Here is a 15,582-nt window from a genome sequence, read left to right as displayed (position 1 = left end):
CATACGTCATGCTAGCGAGAATTTTCATTCTCTATTTTAACACTCACTCGTTGTTCAGTTTTCAAAGGGCAATAAATTCCATTCGTCTTTTTTCGACTTCTTTTTATCTTCCGTCGAAAGCGACCTTTATAATATAGCACACTTCTCTAGGCGAATGCAAGCTTTTTTTTCGTGCTTTTTAAATTTGCTTTCTGCCAAGTGAAATTTTTGGCCCGCCTTGTTGGCCGGAAATAGAATATATCATGACTAGACCATAAAAGCAACTACTATTTACATCTTTTTTTTAAAATACAGATTTTCAGCTGACAACCGTTCACATTCCAACATTTCTAGCTCCATACATTCGCTTCATTAAGTTCTCGACAAAATCTGCTCCTCTCATTTCAGTAACTACCGGCTTGAAACGCATGTATGCCATACAATGCATACTATACTTATGTAAGTTCCGCAAAGGAACCGTTTTTTGTGTAAAAAAAGAGGCCCGTGGGCCTCCTTCGTGATCCTGGTCAGCTTTCTCAGCATTCGGAAGCTGCGATTCTACTTAAAGCCTGTCGCCTGTGCCTGATCCAGCTGCTGCAGCAAGCTGTCGTGAATCAGCCCATTCGAGGCCGCGACGTGGCGGACGTCTAGCTGATACGGATTTCCTGCCGTGTCTGTAATCATACCGCCGGACTCCTTCACCAGCAATGCTCCGGCCGCCATATCCCACGCGTTCAGGCCTACTTCCCAGAAGCCGCTCAGCCGGCCGACCGCTACATAAGCCAGATGCAGCGCCGCCGAGCCCGCCACACGAAGGTTGCGAACCTGCGGACTTAGCGCTTGAACTCCTTTCAGGTTTTCCAGAAGAGCAAAATTTCGGTCTGCCGGGAAGCCTGTTGCAATCAGGCTGTCAGCGAGCTTCTCTTCTCCCGATACATGCATCCGCTTGCCGCGCAAGTAAGCGCCCTTGCCTTTCTCGGCAACGAACAGCTCATTGTGTACGGGATTATAAACAACGCCGACAATCACCTCGCCACGGTGAGCAAGCGCAATCGACACCGAGAAAAAAGGAAAGCCGTGAACAAAGTTGGTTGTCCCGTCAAGCGGATCGACAATCCATAAATATTCAGCATCGCTCACTTCCGACAAAGCGGCCGCCGAAGCCTCCGGTCCCGGCTCGACCCCTTCTTCCCCCAGAAACGCATGGGTAGGAAAATAGGTGTGAATCAGCTTGCGGATCATCAGCTCGGCGCCTTTGTCCACTTCGGTCACCAAATCCTGCGGAGAATACTTCGTATGTAAAGAGTTGAAATCGCCAAGCTTGCTTTGAATCCATTCCCCTGTTTTGGACGCCGTATTGATCGCAACGGCTGTAAAGCTTTTGCTGCCGACAACAGCATCAAAATTCGTCATTTGAATCATCCCTCGCATCATTCTTTAACCGTTATACGCTCCAGACCGCAGGATGTTTCACTTGTGCAGCCAAAAACAAGAAAAGCAGGCTCTGTCATCTGCATCTCTCACAGATAACCAGCCTGCCGGTTTCGCTGCTACACGCCAACGATATGGTACCCGTTATCGACATAGATGACTTCGCCCGTAATCCCGCGGGATAACTGGCTCATCAGGAACAGCGCCGTATCGCCCACCTCGGCGACCTCCGTTGTCCGGCGCAGCGGGGCCTTCTCTTCAACCGTACGCAAAATCGAGTTGAAATCTTTAATTCCTTTTGCAGCCAGCGTACGGATCGGTCCCGCCGAAATAGCGTTAACCCGTACGTTGAACTGACCGAGATCGTTGGCCAGGTAACGGACGCTTGCTTCCAGAGCGGCTTTGGCAACGCCCATGACGTTGTAGTTTTTCATCGCGCGCTCAGCGCCAAGGTAAGTCATCGTCATGATGCTGCCCCCCTCGGTCATCAGCGGGTACAGGCGCTGCGCAACCGCTACGAGCGAATAGGCGCTGATATCTTGAGCCAAGGCAAAGCCTTCACGCGACGTATCGACAAACAGTCCTTCCAGCTCCTCGGTTTTTGCGAAGGCGATACTATGTACGATACCGTGCAATACGCCAAAATGCTCGCGAAGCGAATCGGCCAGCTTCTCAATGTCTCCATCAACCGTTACATTGCACGGAAGAATCGCTGAGTTCGGAATCGTGTCAGCCAGCTTGCGCACACGCTCCTCCACACGTTCGTTCTCATACGTAAAAACAAGCCGCGCGCCTTGGGCAGCCAGCGACTGGGCAATCGCCCAGGCAATGCTCCGATCATTGGCAACGCCCATAACGACAATATTTTTCCCTGCTACCAAATTCATAATTCGTTGTTCCCCTCTCCCGGCGAACCGTAGCGCTCGCTCAAGCTTCTTCCTACTCAAGGTACTTGATTTCGGACAAGAATTCAAGAGCCCTTTTTTGTCGGAAGCCGCCTGTCAGGCCAGCTCGAAGGAAGCTTGCGTACGAATCGTCACATCCGGCTCGTCGCGAGCGGCCGCCATGAGTTGAATCAGCGCGTCATCCTTCATCTTCGCTTCCAGCATAATGTCAAGACGCGGGGTTAAGGGCGCAATTTCACGGAGAAAAGCAAACAAACGGGCTGGCTCAATGTAATCGGCATGACCACGCGGATCTTTGTCGCTTTTGGGACTGGACACGTGAATTTTGGGCGGAAGCGCCGAACCGTTGCCTGCTGACGCCTGGATTGATTCCCCGGGCTGCTCCTGCCAGGTTTGCAAAACGCGGGGCCACAGCTCTACAGTGGGACATTCGCTCGGATTAATCTGGTCATGGTGAATATCAAGCACCAGCGGCACCGCTACCTGCTCGGCGATTTCCAAGGTCTCCTGCGCGGTAAATGTTTTATCGTCATTTTCCAGCGTGATCCGCTCCCGAAGGTCGTCCGGCAAAGCCTGAAAGTTGCGAATGAATCTCGCTTTCGCCGTGTCCTTGTTGCCATAGCTTCCGCCGACATGAATGTTGCATTTGGCCGACGCGTCAAGCCCCATCAACTCCAGCATCCGAACATGGCGCTGAAGATCGGCAATGGAGTTGCGCAGCACCTCGGATCGCGGCGTACTAAGCACCGTGAAGTGGTCAGGATGAAAGCTGATTCGCATCCCGTGTGCTCTGGCGTAGCGGCCAATCGCGGCAAAGTCGTCCGCCAGGCGCTCCAGCGGGTCCCAGCCGTCAAGCTCGCCATGACCAAGCAGCGGTACAAGCCTGGAGGAGCAGCGGTACAGCTCGATATCATGAGCGCGGTTATGCTTGAGCAGCCGCAGCGTATTCACAAGGTTTTCGCGGGCGATCCGCTCCAGCTTTCGCAATGCAGCTTCCCGGTCGTGAAGCTTGGCGAAGGCTGAATAGGTCATCGTTTTGGACGGGGAGGCGTTTTTGACGAGCACCGACATGGCCACGTATCCGAGCCGAACGAGCATAACAGCTTCACGCTCCTTCACATTTGCAAGTATGCCTATAGGTTGCCCAATCCGTGAAAAGTATGCCGCTGCTTCGTCCGGACAGTGAAGCTGAAGGATTCGATAATCGCAAGAAAAGCTACCGCAAAACACAGATGCATCTTCATCGAAGGGGCTTCGATCCGAAGCTTTTCTTTATGAAGCAAGACCTCCGTCCACGCCGCTCGAAAACGCAAAAAAACATCCTGCACCGGTCAATACCGGGTACAGGATGCCGACACGATGATCTTTTGGTTCATCCTCTTCATTAGCGATTCAGAACAAACGTTCGGATTCGTCAAGCCGGGTCCGAGTGGCTAAAAAACATTTCATAGGCAAGCGCCGTTTGAACGCGCGCTTCCTCTTCATTCAGCTTGCGCACAAGCTCCATCTCGACTTGAGTCACTTCTTCGCCCTGAAAGTTAATTTCAGCGATCGAAGCGCGAATTCGGACGATGGCAATCGCCTGATTGTCCGGGGAGTAAGCAATGACTTGCTGGCCGGTCGGGTAGACGCGAAACCCGCTCTTCACCATTTTCCCCTTGCCGTATTCAAGCAGCTCGTACAGCTCTTGCTCCGATTTGAACTTGCATACCGAATTAAATTCTGTTTGAAACCCCATAGGACCGCCTCCTCAGCCTATTCTTCCAAGCTTTAGCATACCGGAAGCCGGAAGGCAAAAGCAAGGCGCGCCGAGGACCGACCTGAATGGATGACAGCCCGAACGTCAGCTCGTGACCTGCATTTACAGATCAAACGTATATTGGAGACGCTGCTTATCGCTATGACGCTTGATCGCCAGCCGGATCAGATCGTCCAGCAGCTCGCGGTAAGGCTTGCCGCTTTCCCGCCAAAGCAGCGGATACATGCTGAACGGGGTAAACCCGGGCATCGTATTGATTTCGTTCAGAAAAATCGCGCCGTCCTCCTTGCGCACGAAGAAGTCGACCCGCGACAGGCCGGAGCCATCGACGGCCAGAAAAGCGCGAACAGCCAGCTCACGCAGACGCTCGGCAATTTCAGCCGGAATGTCGGCGGGGATGATCATGGACGACTTGCCATCGACATACTTGGCCTTGTAGTCATAAAAATCGCTGGAAGAAACAATCTCGCCGACCACCGAAGCTTGTGGATCGTCGTTGCCCAGCACGGCCACTTCCAGTTCGCGCGCATTGACGAATTCCTCGACGATAACCTTGCGGTCATAGCGGAACGCCTGATTGACGGCTGCAACCAGCTCCTCGCGATTGGACGCCTTGCTGACGCCTACGCTGGAGCCGAGATTGGCCGGCTTGATGAAGCAGGGATACCCGATCGACACTTCGATTTCCATCAGGAAAAAGGCATTGTCCTTCTCCCACTGGTGACGGGTGAAATGGCGGAAGACGCATTGCGGCAAGCCGTCCTGGGCAAACACACGCTTCATCATCACTTTGTCCATCCCGACGGAGGAGGCCAGTACGCCCGCTCCGACATAAGCGATGTTGGCCATCTCCAGCAAGCCCTGAATTGTGCCGTCCTCGCCGAACGTGCCATGCAGCAGCGGGAAAATGACATCAAAGGACGCCGCTTCGCCACCTGCCGCTCTGCCCGTACCTGCCTCGGCCGCCGCCGCTGCCATCGAGCCGAAAATCGGCTGAAGCGCAGACGCTTGCGGCGTCTGACTGCCTGCTGACAGCTCCAGTTGCAGCGCCTGCACCGAGTCAACCGGCTGCAGCAGTCTGGAGCCCGAGCGCCACTGCCCTTCCTTTGTTATGTAAAAAGGAGTCACTTCATATTGATCCAAATCAAATGCCTGAATAACGGCCAGAGCGGTCTGCAAGGAAACCTCATGCTCGCCGGACTTGCCGCCGTAAATCAAACCAACGCGAATTTTGTCGCTCATTATGAACCTCCGGATCGTATCAATTAATGAAAGAAAGAATGTCGGTTGCAAGAAAAAGAAAGCTGCAAGGAAGTCGTGCATGGCTGCCCGCAGAAAAGCGAACGCTAGAGAAGCGCTCCATCCGGATCGCGGCTACAGTCGGTCGTTGATTTTGATAAACCGGTATCGGGTCTGCTCAGTCCAGGCATACGAGTCGGTGTAGCTCCAGTACCGGTGCTTGCTGCTGACCGTATGCGCGTTAACAAGCGGCATGCCGTCCGGGTCCTTGGCCGTAACAATGGTCGAATGCTGGAAGCGGCCGCTGCCGTCCCAGTCATAGCCGATGACATCGCCAAGCTCCAGCTCGCCGGCCGAGGACACCTCGCGCCCGCGCAGTCCCGTCCGGCTTGTCGTCAAATAAAATGGCAAGCTATTAGCCACGGCCCAACTGAAGCTCCAAAGCTCCCGGCCGCCCAGACGTCCCTTGTACCACCAGCCCGAGCCTCTTGTACCAGTATAGTTCATAGGCGCTCTGCCTGCAAAGAGGCACTGAGACACATAATTCGTGCAATCAACCTCGAAGGTCAAGTAGTCGGGATTGCTCTTATCCCACCATAAATCGGCGTAAGCGGCAGCTTCCTGACGGTTGTAGGCGCCACGGGACGCCTCCTGCCAATCGCGGACCATCTCGCGGTTCAGAAAAGGCACGGAAGGAGCCCGATGCGACTCCTCGCCAAGCGACGGGTCTTCCGCCTCCAGCCATCCGCCGGGGGCCGCAGGCAGCAGCCGCAGCGACTGCTCCGCATGCAGCGGCTCCACCTGCAAGATGCACCAGCCATCGAGCCCTTCATGCAGCGTAATGCGCTCGCGCTCGACGCGCTGCTCCTCCTGCTCCATGTCCCGCACCCGGCAGGCAGTCTTGCGCTTCAATGCAACATCGACGATCGTGCCGCCGGGCCGCTCCTCCACCCTGTCGATCACAAGTCGGGTCTCGTGTTTGACCGGAACAAGCTTGCGCTCGCGGTCTGTCTCAGCCCGGCGGGCCAGCAGCGAGGCCTGGCGGTGCAGAAAGCCGCTATCCTGCACAAAGGGCAGCAGCGGCTCGACGGAGTAGTCGATATCCATTAAGTTGCGATGGTGGATATAGTCGTATAAAGCTAGCTTCCAGGCCAAGGCTGCCAGTCTCCTTTCGTCATCCCATTCGTCGGTCATACGCGTGAAGCATCCATTCCCATACGTATGCGTCCAATTCAGCAAAAATGATTGAAATCAGCCTTTACGAAGGGGGGCCGCAGCATGTATACTGAGGTTAAGGCGATTTTGTGAAATCGAGTTTCATAGTATGAAACAGAAACTCGTGAAGCGAAGCTTTAAAATGATCAAGGAGGACTGCATCCATGTCAACGAAAGACCAATTTTCGGTCCGTCAGCAGCTTGCTGTAGGCGATCAGTCGTACAACTACTACAGCCTGCCTGCATTTGAGCAGCAAGGCGAAGGTACGATCAGCAACCTGCCTTTCTCCATTAAAGTGCTGCTGGAGGCCGCTGTCCGCCAATTCGACGGAAAAGCGATTACCGCCGAGCATGTTAAGCAAATTGCGAACTGGGCTGTCGAACGCGACGCCAACAAAGAGATTCCGTTCATTCCTGCGCGGATCGTACTGCAGGATTTCACCGGCGTGCCTGTCGTCGTCGACCTCGCGGCTATGCGCGACACGATGAAGCAAGCAGGCGGCGATCCTAAGCGGATCAACCCGCTCGTGCCTGTAGACCTTGTTATCGACCACTCCGTTATGGTTGACGCCTTCGGTTCGAAGGAAGCTCTGGAATTCAATGAAAAGATCGAATTCGAGCGCAATGAAGAGCGTTACCGCTTCCTGCGCTGGGCGCAAACGGCGTTCGACAACTTCCGCGCCGTACCGCCGGATACGGGTATCGTTCACCAGGTTAACCTGGAGTACCTCGCATCGGTCGCAGCTACGAAAACGGTTGATGGCGAAACAGTCGTGTTCCCGGACTCCCTCGTCGGTACAGACTCGCACACCACGATGATCAACGGTCTTGGCATCGTCGGCTGGGGCGTCGGCGGAATCGAGGCGGAAGCCGGCATGCTCGGACAACCGCTGTATTTTGTTACGCCTGAGGTTATCGGCTTCAAGCTGACAGGCACGCTGAGCGAAGGCGCTACAGCGACTGACCTGGCTCTGACAGTTACGCAAATGCTTCGTAAAAAAGGCGTTGTCGGTAAATTTGTCGAGTACTACGGCTCCGGCTTGTCGAACATCAGTCTGGCTGACCGCGCAACGGTTGCCAATATGGCTCCTGAATACGGCGCAACAATCGGTTTCTTCCCGGTAGACGCCGAAACCTTGAACTACCTCAGAGCTACAGGCCGCAGCGAAGAGCAAATCGCGCTGGTTGAAGCTTACTATAAAGCGCAAGGCATGTTCCGCACAGACGCGACGCCGGACCCTGTGTTCAGCGATGTGATCGAGCTTGACCTCGGTTCCGTTGTGCCAAGCCTCGCCGGTCCTAAGCGTCCGCAAGACCGCGTTGAGCTGACGAACATGAAGGAATCGTTCAACAGCATTATCCGCACGCCAATCGACAAAGGCGGATACGGTCTGTCCGACGAAAAAATCGCCCAAGTGGTCGATATTGAGCATGCTAACGGCGAAGTCAGCAAAATGGGCACAGGCGCCGTCGTCATCGCGGCTATCACTTCCTGTACCAATACTTCGAACCCTAGCGTTATGCTGGGCGCGGGCATTGTGGCCAAGAAAGCCGTTGCACTTGGCTTGCGCAAGCCGGGTTATGTGAAAAGCAGTCTGACGCCGGGCTCCCTGGTCGTTACGGAATATCTGAAAAACGCCGGCTTGCTGGAGTCGCTCGAAGCGCTTGGCTTCCACGTCGCCGGTTATGGCTGCGCAACGTGCATCGGTAACTCCGGCCCGCTGCCGGATGAAGTCAGCAAAGCTATCGCGGACAACGATTCGACTGTTGCGGCTGTCCTGTCCGGTAACCGTAACTTCGAAGGCCGCGTGCATGCGCAGGTTAAAGCCAACTACCTGGCTTCGCCGCCGCTCGTTGTTGCTTACGCGCTTGCAGGCACGGTTAACATTGATCTGGCTAACGATCCGATCGGCTACGATCAGAAAAACGAGCCGGTTTATTTGAAGGACATCTGGCCGACTTCCCAGGAAATTCAGGACGCTATGGGCGTTGCTATGAGCCCTGAGCTGTACCAGGCCAAATATTCGGACGTATTCCGCTCCAACCCGCGCTTCAATGCCATCGAGGTTCCAGAGGGCGATCTGTACGCGTGGGACGAAAAATCGACGTATATCGCGAACCCGCCATTCTTCTCCAATCTGGGGAAAGAACTGAACGATATCGCTGATATCCGCGCCGCTAAAACGCTGGCTCTGATGGGCGATTCCGTTACAACGGACCATATCTCCCCTGCGGGCAACATCAAGCCTGACAGCCCGGGCGGCAAGTTCTTGCTTGAGCATGGCGTGAAGAAGGAAGACTTCAACTCCTACGGCTCCCGTCGCGGTAACCACGATGTGATGATGCGCGGTACGTTCGCCAACATCCGGATTCGCAACCAGGTTGCTCCAGGCACCGAGGGCGGCGTAACGACTTACCTGCCTACAGGCGAAGTCATGTCGATCTACGATGCTTCCATGAAGTATCAAGAGCAAGGCACGAACCTCGTCGTAATCGCAGGTAAAGAATACGGCACCGGCTCCTCCCGTGACTGGGCGGCTAAAGGTACGTTCCTGCTCGGCGTGAAAGCCGTTATCGCGGAAAGCTTCGAGCGGATTCACCGTTCCAACCTCGTCGGTATGGGCGTACTGCCTCTGCAATTCACAGCCGGCCAAAGCTGGAGCACGCTTGGTATTACCGGACGCGAAACGTTCGATATTACCGGCCTGTCCAACGACGTTCAACCGGGTCAAACGGTCACCGTTACCGCTACACGCGAAGACGGCACGTCGTTCAGCTTCGAAGCGCTGGTGCGTCTCGATAGCTTCGTTGATGTCGATTACTACCGCAACGGCGGTATCCTGCAAACCGTATTGCGTCAAATTATGGCGTAATTCTGCGTGATACGCGCAAAGAAGCAAGCCCGGACGTTTACACGGTCCGGGCTTGCTTCTTTTCTTTCAGATCTTCAGCGGCTCTCGACTTCGCCGCTATTTCAACATCTTGCCCATGCGGCGCGCCGCTTCCAGCAGCGCGGGCGCATGCTCCATCATCATCTCGACCGTCAGCCGGTTGGACGGTCCGGACAAAGCCAGCGCAGCCGCCAGACGATGGCTGCGGTCGAAGATGGGCGCCGACACAGCCGCGGCGCCCGGCTCGCGTTCCTCGACGCTTGTGGCATAGCCAAGCGTCCGCACCTCCTGCAGCTGCTGCAGGTACGCCCCGTTGCTGGCCGCAGCCGGCCAGGCGGCTTGCGACAGCAGCGCCTGTTGCTCCGCCTGCTCGGCGAATGCGACGAGCACCTTGCTGGACGCGCCGACATACAGCGGCAGGCGCGCCCCGATCGGAGCAACCCGGCGGATTGCCTGGTTGCTCTGCACGGCCTGTACGCGGACGCGCTCCATGCCGTCGCGGACGTACAGGCTGACGGTTTCGCCCAGCGCGTCGCGCAGCCGTTCCATCTCCGGCAGCAGCAGCAGCGCCGGGTCGTCGGTATGCGTCAGGTTCGCGGACAGCTCCCAGACGCTGAAGCCAAGGCGATAGCGCTCGGAAGCCGGATCGCGGATGACAAAGCCTTTGCCTTCCAGCGAGGCGAGCAGTCGGTGCACCGTGCTTTTATGCAGCCCGACGCGTCCGGCAATTTCCGTCAGGCTCAAATCCTCGGCTGTCGTAAAGCACAGCAAAATATCCAAGGCCCGTTCCACCGCACGAACGGTTAATTTGCCATCTTCCATCCATTTCCCACTCCCCGAAAATCGGTTTCACCAGTTGAAATCTATTATACCTGATTTGACGATGATTTCCTATCACCACCTTATGCCTGCCGGGCGACTATTACACGCACATTACAGAATGCTTACAATTTTTGCGCTCCATTGACGATTCGTCCCCCTCGTTTTACTATTAAAATATAAGCTTCCTTATGAGCGTGATGAGCGAGGTTGAACCGCCGCTGCATGCAAGGCTCAAGCTTCACTTTTTGGAACGTTGTCATCCGTCGCCCACAGACATTTTCGTGCATTGGAGGGCTTCCTATGGAAACTAATCCTTACACACCTACATCAACGCAGGCGCCGCTCCATCCAGGCTCTGTTGAAACCGCTTCCCGAAAAATTTCTTTTGTCCGCCGCCGCAAAGGCTGGCTGATCGCAATTTTGTCCTTCCTGCTGCTGCTCGTCAGCCTCGTCATTGCCTTCCATGCGTACGTCGCGTGGACGCTGGGACGGCCGCATATCGACCCGCTGCGCTCCAATCCGGCTGCCGCCTTCGGCGCGGCCTATGAGGATATTACATTTCCGAGCCTGAACGGATCGTCCGAGCTGTCAGGCTGGTACATCCCGGCTGTCACTGCCTTGGCCGGAACGGATGTCAAGCGGCAGACCGTCGTCTTCTCACACGGCTATGGCGGAAACCGCGAGGAAATTTGGGTGCCGCTGTACGATCTGGCCAAAGCCGCACACAAGCAGGGCTACAATGTCATTATGTTTGATTACGGCTACGTCCAGCCGAACTGGACCGTCACCGGCGGATTGCGCGAGTCCCAGGAGCTGCTCGGCGCGGTGAATTATGCGAAGGACCGGGGCGCAGAGCGCGTGTACGTCTGGGGCTTCTCGATGGGAGCCGGAACTGCCCTGCAGGCCGCGCTGCAAACGCAGGACATCGACGGCATGATTCTGGACAGCACCTTCGTTCTGGAGCCGGATACGCTGTACCACAATATGAAGCAGGTAGCGAATGTGCCGAAGTTCTCGCAGTCGCTCGTGCATATGTTTTTCCCGCTGATCAACGGCGTCAGCTTCAACGAAATTCCGTACGGCACCATTAAGGAAGCGTCCTACTCGATGCCGATCTTCTTCATTCACGGGAAGGAGGACGTGCGTGCTCCCTACGAGATGGTGGAGAGCATCTACGCCCATCAACGTCCTGATTCCGGCTCCGCCCTGTGGATGCTGGAAAATGACGGCCACGAGCTGATCTACCGAGCCCATAAGCGCACTTACCTGCAGATGACGACCGGCTTCCTGCGCACACTGTCCACCTCGGCTGGCGAACCGCTGAACCATGGCAAGTCAAGATAGCGACCTGTATGTATAATAGTCAAGCCTCGCCGCATACATTGTTCTTGGAGCTTTGTCCCGACCGCCGGGACGGCAGACTCAGGGACTACTGCGGGGAGGTTTTTTGATGATGCTCGTTGCATACGGAACACTGCAGCCGCTGCGGGTTGTCGAGGAAATCCGGTTCTGGAAAATGCAAGAGAAGGAGCATACCGTCGTCATCCGGGAGCTGATACCTGCGCTGGAGGCCGAGTATATCCAGCTGTTGGCCCAATGGGAGCAAGTATTTGCCCGGACGGAAGCGACAGCCGAACGCTGGATCGAGGCGCTTCTCAGGTATCCAGGTCCGCCAACCGCGGAGCAGCAGCACCACATCCACGGTTTGCTGCGAATCGCAACGCTGCAATCCCAAGCTTTTGTCCAGCAGCTGTTTCAGCTGATGAAGCAAAGCGCGCCGGTGCAGGCGAGCCCGGTTGCCCGGACGGTGCTCCTCCATATTATTCGCGAATCCGAGTATTTCCTCGGCGTGCTGGAGGCCCTGCAGAAGCAGCAGGCCGCGATGGATCGCTCGGCCGACTCCGCCCAGGAAGCCGGCGTCCTCGCCGGCGACGAAAGGGAGCGTTCCGCCACGCTGGAAGGCACCTGGTCCAATCCAGTGCCGAATGACCCTGGGACAGCGGCGGCAGCCGTGCCCGTCGGCGGACACCGGCTGCCGCCGCTGCCTTATGCCTACGATGCGCTGGAGCCGTATATCGACGCGGAAACGATGCGTATTCATTACGACAAGCATCATCAAAGCTATGTCGATGGACTGAATAAAGCGGAAATCAAGCTCCAGGAGGCGCGCCAATCAGGAAACTTTGAGCTGGTGAAGCATTGGGAACGGGAGCTGGCGTTTAACGGGGCGGGACATTATCTGCATACGATTTTTTGGCAAACGATGAAGCCAGGGGGCGGCGGCGAGGCAACAGGTCCGGTCGCAGCCGCGATCCGTCAAGCCTTTGGCAGCTTCGCAGCGTTCCGCAAGCAGTTCAGCGCGGCCGCAGACAAGGTGGAGGGCGGAGGCTGGGCGATTCTGGTATGGAGTCCGCGCAGCCGCCGGGTCGAAATTTTACAGGCGGAGAAGCATCAGAATCTGTCGCAATGGGACGTTGTTCCGCTGCTGCCGCTGGACGTCTGGGAGCACGCTTATTACTTGAAGCACCGGAATGAACGGGCGCGTTATATTGAGGACTGGTGGCATACGATCAACTGGGAGACGGTTAATGAGCGGTTTTCCGCTGCACGCAGGCTCGTCTGGCCCCCTTATTGAAGCCGATCCGTTGGTTGATTGGTCGGCTCCGCCTCTTCGTTTGACCGGGCCTCGCTGCCTGATGAAAAAAAGCTGCTTCGCTCACGGCCACAGCAGTCTGCGCACGTAAGAAAAGCAGCTTTATTCTTCGATCTGTATCGTTGGCAGTCAAGGACGTTCCCGGTTCCTTAGTCCTTGACCAGGGACAGAAACTCGGCACGCGAAGCAGGGTCTGTCCGGAACAAGCCGCGAACTGCCGACGTAACGGTCTTGCTGCCAGGCTTCTTCACGCCGCGGGCGCACATGCACAGATGCTCGCCTTCGACGACAACCATGCAGCCGTGCGGCTCCAGCACCTCCATCAAAATATCGGCCAGATCGGAAGTGATCCGCTCCTGCACCTGCAGCCGACGGGTGACCGCCTCCACCAGACGAGCGAACTTGCTCAGCCCGGCGATTTTGCCGCTTGGTACATATCCGATGTGCACCTTGCCGAAAAACGGCGCCATATGGTGCTCGCATTGGCTGTAGTAGACGATATCCTTCACAATAACGAGCTCTTCATGCTTCTCGTCGAATGCAACGCCGAGAATATCTCGTACGTCAGCATCGTAACCTGCGAAAATTTCTTCATACATCCGTGTCACGCGGGCAGGCGTGTCCAGCAGCCCTTCCCGGTCAACATCCTCACCGATCAGTCGCAAAATTTCACGGACATGGTGTTCGATTTGGTCCCGGTTTTCATCGACACGGTGGTTTTTATATTCCTTAGCCGGCATGGCTCTCTCCTCTTTCTGTGCGTACGCCGTCCGCGGGATCAACCAGCATGCCTGCCATCTCCCAGGCAGCTCTTCGTTCCCGGGCTAGGGGCGAAACTTTTTATTTTTCATCATCGTTTGCATTTTTTGCATCTGCTTTTTGTCCAGGTTGTAGCCCATTTGCTTAGCCATCTGCTGGATCATTGCCGGGTCATTCTGCATTTTCTCCAATTGCTTGCGGAGATAAGCGACGCCGATAAAAAAACCTGCCACCCCGCCCGCAATCAGGGCCAGTACGGCCGTAACCGCATACCACATGAGTCGTCTCACCTCAAAAATTAGTCAATTGTCATCTTCTCATCATAACATGTCCCTTGACAGGTGACAAATACGTTTCGTCGCTTGGCAGGCGCTACATCAGCACGTTTTCAATGAATACGGTCGTCTGCCTGGCCAGATCAATTTCCTTCACATCCAGCTCGTCCCCGCTGCTCTTCACGACCCTGACGACAGGCCGCCCCGGCAGCCCGCGATGCTGTCCGACGACAACGCCGGTCTCGCGTGTCGTAAGCCGCACCGAGGTTCCCGTCGGGTAGACGGACACGGTCCGTAAAAACTGAATGACCACCTCATGGTCAAGCTGCTTGCCCGCCATCGCCATCATCCGCTCGCACGCGTCATGCGGCAGCATACGCTTGCCTTGAGACAAATCAAACAGCATATTGTCGTACGTATTGGCGACCGCGACGATTTTGGCGTACAGATGAATTTCATCACCGGCCAGCCCGCGCGGCCAGCCGCCGCCATCAAGCTGCTCATGATGCTGAAAAGCGACATGCGCAATCAGCAGGCTGAACTCGCGCTTGTTTTTGATCGCCTCGAAGCCTCTCCATGTATGATGCAGCTTCGGATTGTCCGAGCTGTCGTCGGTCAGCAGCTCCAGCTTGCCGACATCATGCAGCAATGCGCCAATCGCCAGCTCCTTCAGTTGGACGGGAGTCAGCCCCAGATTCATGCCGATCAGCGTCGACATCATACACACGTTCAGCGCGTGCACGTACATATCGTTATCCTGGGTCCGGATATCCGACAGCTGGATAAGCACATCGCTGTTGGACATAATGTCCTCCAGCAAGCTGTTGATACTCTGGCTCAATTGCCGGGTGTTGATTTCCTTACCGGAGCGGATGGAGTCAAACGTGTCGCTCATCTGCTTCATAACGACACGCTTCGTTTCCTCGGACAGCAGCTCCGGAATTTCAATGTCGGCAAACTGCTTGTCCTGAATATAAATCATCGTGACGCCGATCCGCCTGAGTGTTGTAATCATGAAGACTGTCAGCTGAACGCCTTCGGACAGCAGCACCGATCCATTGGCGGAAAATATCGTTCGACCCAAATATTGTCCTGCCTCTACCTGCTCAAGATGCACATATCTCATGAACTCATTCCCCCTGACGCCTGCTCTTCATGCTGCAGCAGAAACGTCTTGATCCCCAGTCCGCCTCCATAGCCGACCATGGCCCCGGAAGCGCCGATGACACGATGGCACGGCACGACGATCGGGACCGGATTGCGGTTGTTGGCCCCTCCTACGGCCCGAACGGCTCGCGGAGCGCCGATCTGCGCCGCGATATCCTTATACGCGCACATCTGCGCATACGGAATGGTACGCAGCGCCTCCCACACCTGCACTTGAAACGGTGTGCCCCGCAGCTCCAGCGGAAGGGTAAACTGCTGAAGGTCGCCGCGGAAATACGCCGCAAGCTCGGACTTAGCCTCGCCGAGTGCCGCCGGGTCGTGCTCCCAGTCGCGCGTGTCGAACCAGCGGGCGGACCAGGCCGCCAGCCGTTCCTGCCCTTCCGCGAAGCGGCCAAAATCAATCTGGCATACCGCTCCTGCGTACGCAGCCAATGTCAGCGGGCCGATCGGAGATTCCCATTCATCGTAACGTATCGTGTTTGTCATG

The 15,582-nt window shown here is 56.0% G+C and carries 14 protein-coding genes; 3 read left to right on the top strand and 11 right to left on the bottom strand.

Translation table 11 applies throughout. From position 1 onward, the window contains the following. Positions 1-537: 537 nt before the first annotated feature. The 6 genes from AC6ROY_RS10040 to AC6ROY_RS10015 all read right to left on the bottom strand — a co-directional run bounded on the left by AC6ROY_RS10040 (position 538) and on the right by AC6ROY_RS10015 (position 6,468). Entirely contained in the window at positions 538-1,392 is an 855-nt protein-coding gene (locus AC6ROY_RS10040) for an inositol monophosphatase family protein (RefSeq protein ID WP_500100171.1), read from the bottom strand. A gap of 137 nt (positions 1,393-1,529) precedes the next feature. Next, positions 1,530-2,297, bottom strand: coding sequence for an enoyl-ACP reductase FabI (gene fabI, locus AC6ROY_RS10035; RefSeq protein WP_500100170.1), 768 nt, complete (start codon positions 2,295-2,297; stop codon positions 1,530-1,532). Between the two features lie 114 nt (positions 2,298-2,411). Continuing rightward, on the bottom strand, positions 2,412-3,413 hold the full coding sequence (gene uvsE / locus AC6ROY_RS10030) for a UV DNA damage repair endonuclease UvsE (protein ID WP_500100169.1): 1,002 nt from the start codon (positions 3,411-3,413) through the stop codon (positions 2,412-2,414). A 316-nt stretch (positions 3,414-3,729) separates the two neighbouring features. Beyond that, complete coding sequence (locus tag AC6ROY_RS10025; protein WP_500100168.1) at positions 3,730-4,053, bottom strand: hypothetical protein; 324 nt, start codon at positions 4,051-4,053, stop codon at positions 3,730-3,732. Between the two features lie 123 nt (positions 4,054-4,176). Then, on the bottom strand, positions 4,177-5,316 hold the full coding sequence (locus AC6ROY_RS10020) for a D-alanine--D-alanine ligase (protein WP_500100166.1): 1,140 nt from the start codon (positions 5,314-5,316) through the stop codon (positions 4,177-4,179). 132 nt (positions 5,317-5,448) lie between these two features. Beyond that, positions 5,449-6,468, bottom strand: a complete 1,020-nt coding sequence (locus AC6ROY_RS10015; protein ID WP_500100165.1) for an amidase domain-containing protein — start codon at positions 6,466-6,468, stop codon at positions 5,449-5,451. A gap of 224 nt (positions 6,469-6,692) precedes the next feature. Between AC6ROY_RS10015 and acnA the strand changes: the two genes are divergently transcribed. Beyond that, complete coding sequence (acnA, locus tag AC6ROY_RS10010) at positions 6,693-9,401, top strand: aconitate hydratase AcnA (protein WP_500100164.1); 2,709 nt, start codon at positions 6,693-6,695, stop codon at positions 9,399-9,401. Between the two features lie 96 nt (positions 9,402-9,497). Here acnA and AC6ROY_RS10005 read toward each other — a convergent pair whose 3' ends face one another. Further along, positions 9,498-10,241 (bottom strand): IclR family transcriptional regulator, encoded by a 744-nt coding sequence (locus AC6ROY_RS10005; RefSeq protein WP_500100163.1) that lies wholly within the window; start codon positions 10,239-10,241, stop codon positions 9,498-9,500. Between the two features lie 300 nt (positions 10,242-10,541). Here AC6ROY_RS10005 and AC6ROY_RS10000 point away from each other — a divergent pair, with 300 nt between their 5' ends. Both AC6ROY_RS10000 and AC6ROY_RS09995 read left to right on the top strand, forming a co-directional pair. After that, positions 10,542-11,585, top strand: coding sequence for an alpha/beta hydrolase (locus AC6ROY_RS10000; RefSeq protein WP_500100162.1), 1,044 nt, complete (start codon positions 10,542-10,544; stop codon positions 11,583-11,585). A gap of 109 nt (positions 11,586-11,694) precedes the next feature. Then, a complete protein-coding gene (locus tag AC6ROY_RS09995; RefSeq protein WP_500100186.1) occupies positions 11,695-12,876 on the top strand; it encodes a Fe-Mn family superoxide dismutase in 1,182 nt (393 codons plus the stop codon). Positions 12,877-13,043: 167 nt separating this feature from the next. Here the strand turns inward: AC6ROY_RS09995 and folE are convergent, their stop codons facing one another. The 4 genes from folE to AC6ROY_RS09975 form a co-directional block, all read right to left on the bottom strand. After that, positions 13,044-13,634, bottom strand: a complete 591-nt coding sequence (folE, locus tag AC6ROY_RS09990; RefSeq protein ID WP_500100161.1) for a GTP cyclohydrolase I FolE — start codon at positions 13,632-13,634, stop codon at positions 13,044-13,046. 84 nt (positions 13,635-13,718) lie between these two features. Next, entirely contained in the window at positions 13,719-13,931 is a 213-nt protein-coding gene (locus AC6ROY_RS09985) for a YneF family protein (RefSeq protein ID WP_072338197.1), read from the bottom strand. 94 nt (positions 13,932-14,025) lie between these two features. Next, positions 14,026-15,054 carry an HD-GYP domain-containing protein gene (locus AC6ROY_RS09980; protein WP_500100160.1) on the bottom strand — a complete coding sequence of 343 codons (1,029 nt, stop codon included), beginning with the start codon at positions 15,052-15,054 and terminating at the stop codon, positions 14,026-14,028. After that, positions 15,051-15,581, bottom strand: a complete 531-nt coding sequence (locus tag AC6ROY_RS09975; RefSeq protein ID WP_500100159.1) for a methylated-DNA--[protein]-cysteine S-methyltransferase — start codon at positions 15,579-15,581, stop codon at positions 15,051-15,053. Before AC6ROY_RS09975 ends, AC6ROY_RS09980 begins: the two co-directional genes overlap by 4 nt. Between the last annotated feature and the right edge of the window lies 1 nt (position 15,582).

This window comes from Paenibacillus sp. sg306046 (assembly GCF_059821225.1).
The sequence above is the reverse complement of the archived record's forward strand: the minus strand, read 5'-3'. Positions and strand labels throughout refer to the sequence as shown.

Coding starts and splice junctions, on each gene's coding strand:
- fabI (WP_500100170.1), bottom strand. CDS start 2,297: ATGAATTTGGTAGCAGGGAAAAATATTGTCGTTATGGGCGTTGCCAAT.
- AC6ROY_RS10025 (WP_500100168.1), bottom strand. CDS start 4,053: ATGGGGTTTCAAACAGAATTTAATTCGGTATGCAAGTTCAAATCGGAG.
- AC6ROY_RS09985 (WP_072338197.1), bottom strand. CDS start 13,931: ATGTGGTATGCGGTTACGGCCGTACTGGCCCTGATTGCGGGCGGGGTG.
- uvsE (WP_500100169.1), bottom strand. CDS start 3,413: ATGCTCGTTCGGCTCGGATACGTGGCCATGTCGGTGCTCGTCAAAAAC.
- acnA (WP_500100164.1), top strand. CDS start 6,693: ATGTCAACGAAAGACCAATTTTCGGTCCGTCAGCAGCTTGCTGTAGGC.
- AC6ROY_RS10000 (WP_500100162.1), top strand. CDS start 10,542: ATGGAAACTAATCCTTACACACCTACATCAACGCAGGCGCCGCTCCAT.
- folE (WP_500100161.1), bottom strand. CDS start 13,634: ATGCCGGCTAAGGAATATAAAAACCACCGTGTCGATGAAAACCGGGAC.
- AC6ROY_RS10040 (WP_500100171.1), bottom strand. CDS start 1,392: ATGACGAATTTTGATGCTGTTGTCGGCAGCAAAAGCTTTACAGCCGTT.
- AC6ROY_RS10020 (WP_500100166.1), bottom strand. CDS start 5,316: ATGAGCGACAAAATTCGCGTTGGTTTGATTTACGGCGGCAAGTCCGGC.
- AC6ROY_RS09980 (WP_500100160.1), bottom strand. CDS start 15,054: ATGAGATATGTGCATCTTGAGCAGGTAGAGGCAGGACAATATTTGGGT.
- AC6ROY_RS09975 (WP_500100159.1), bottom strand. CDS start 15,581: ATGACAAACACGATACGTTACGATGAATGGGAATCTCCGATCGGCCCG.
- AC6ROY_RS10005 (WP_500100163.1), bottom strand. CDS start 10,241: ATGGAAGATGGCAAATTAACCGTTCGTGCGGTGGAACGGGCCTTGGAT.
- AC6ROY_RS09995 (WP_500100186.1), top strand. CDS start 11,695: ATGCTCGTTGCATACGGAACACTGCAGCCGCTGCGGGTTGTCGAGGAA.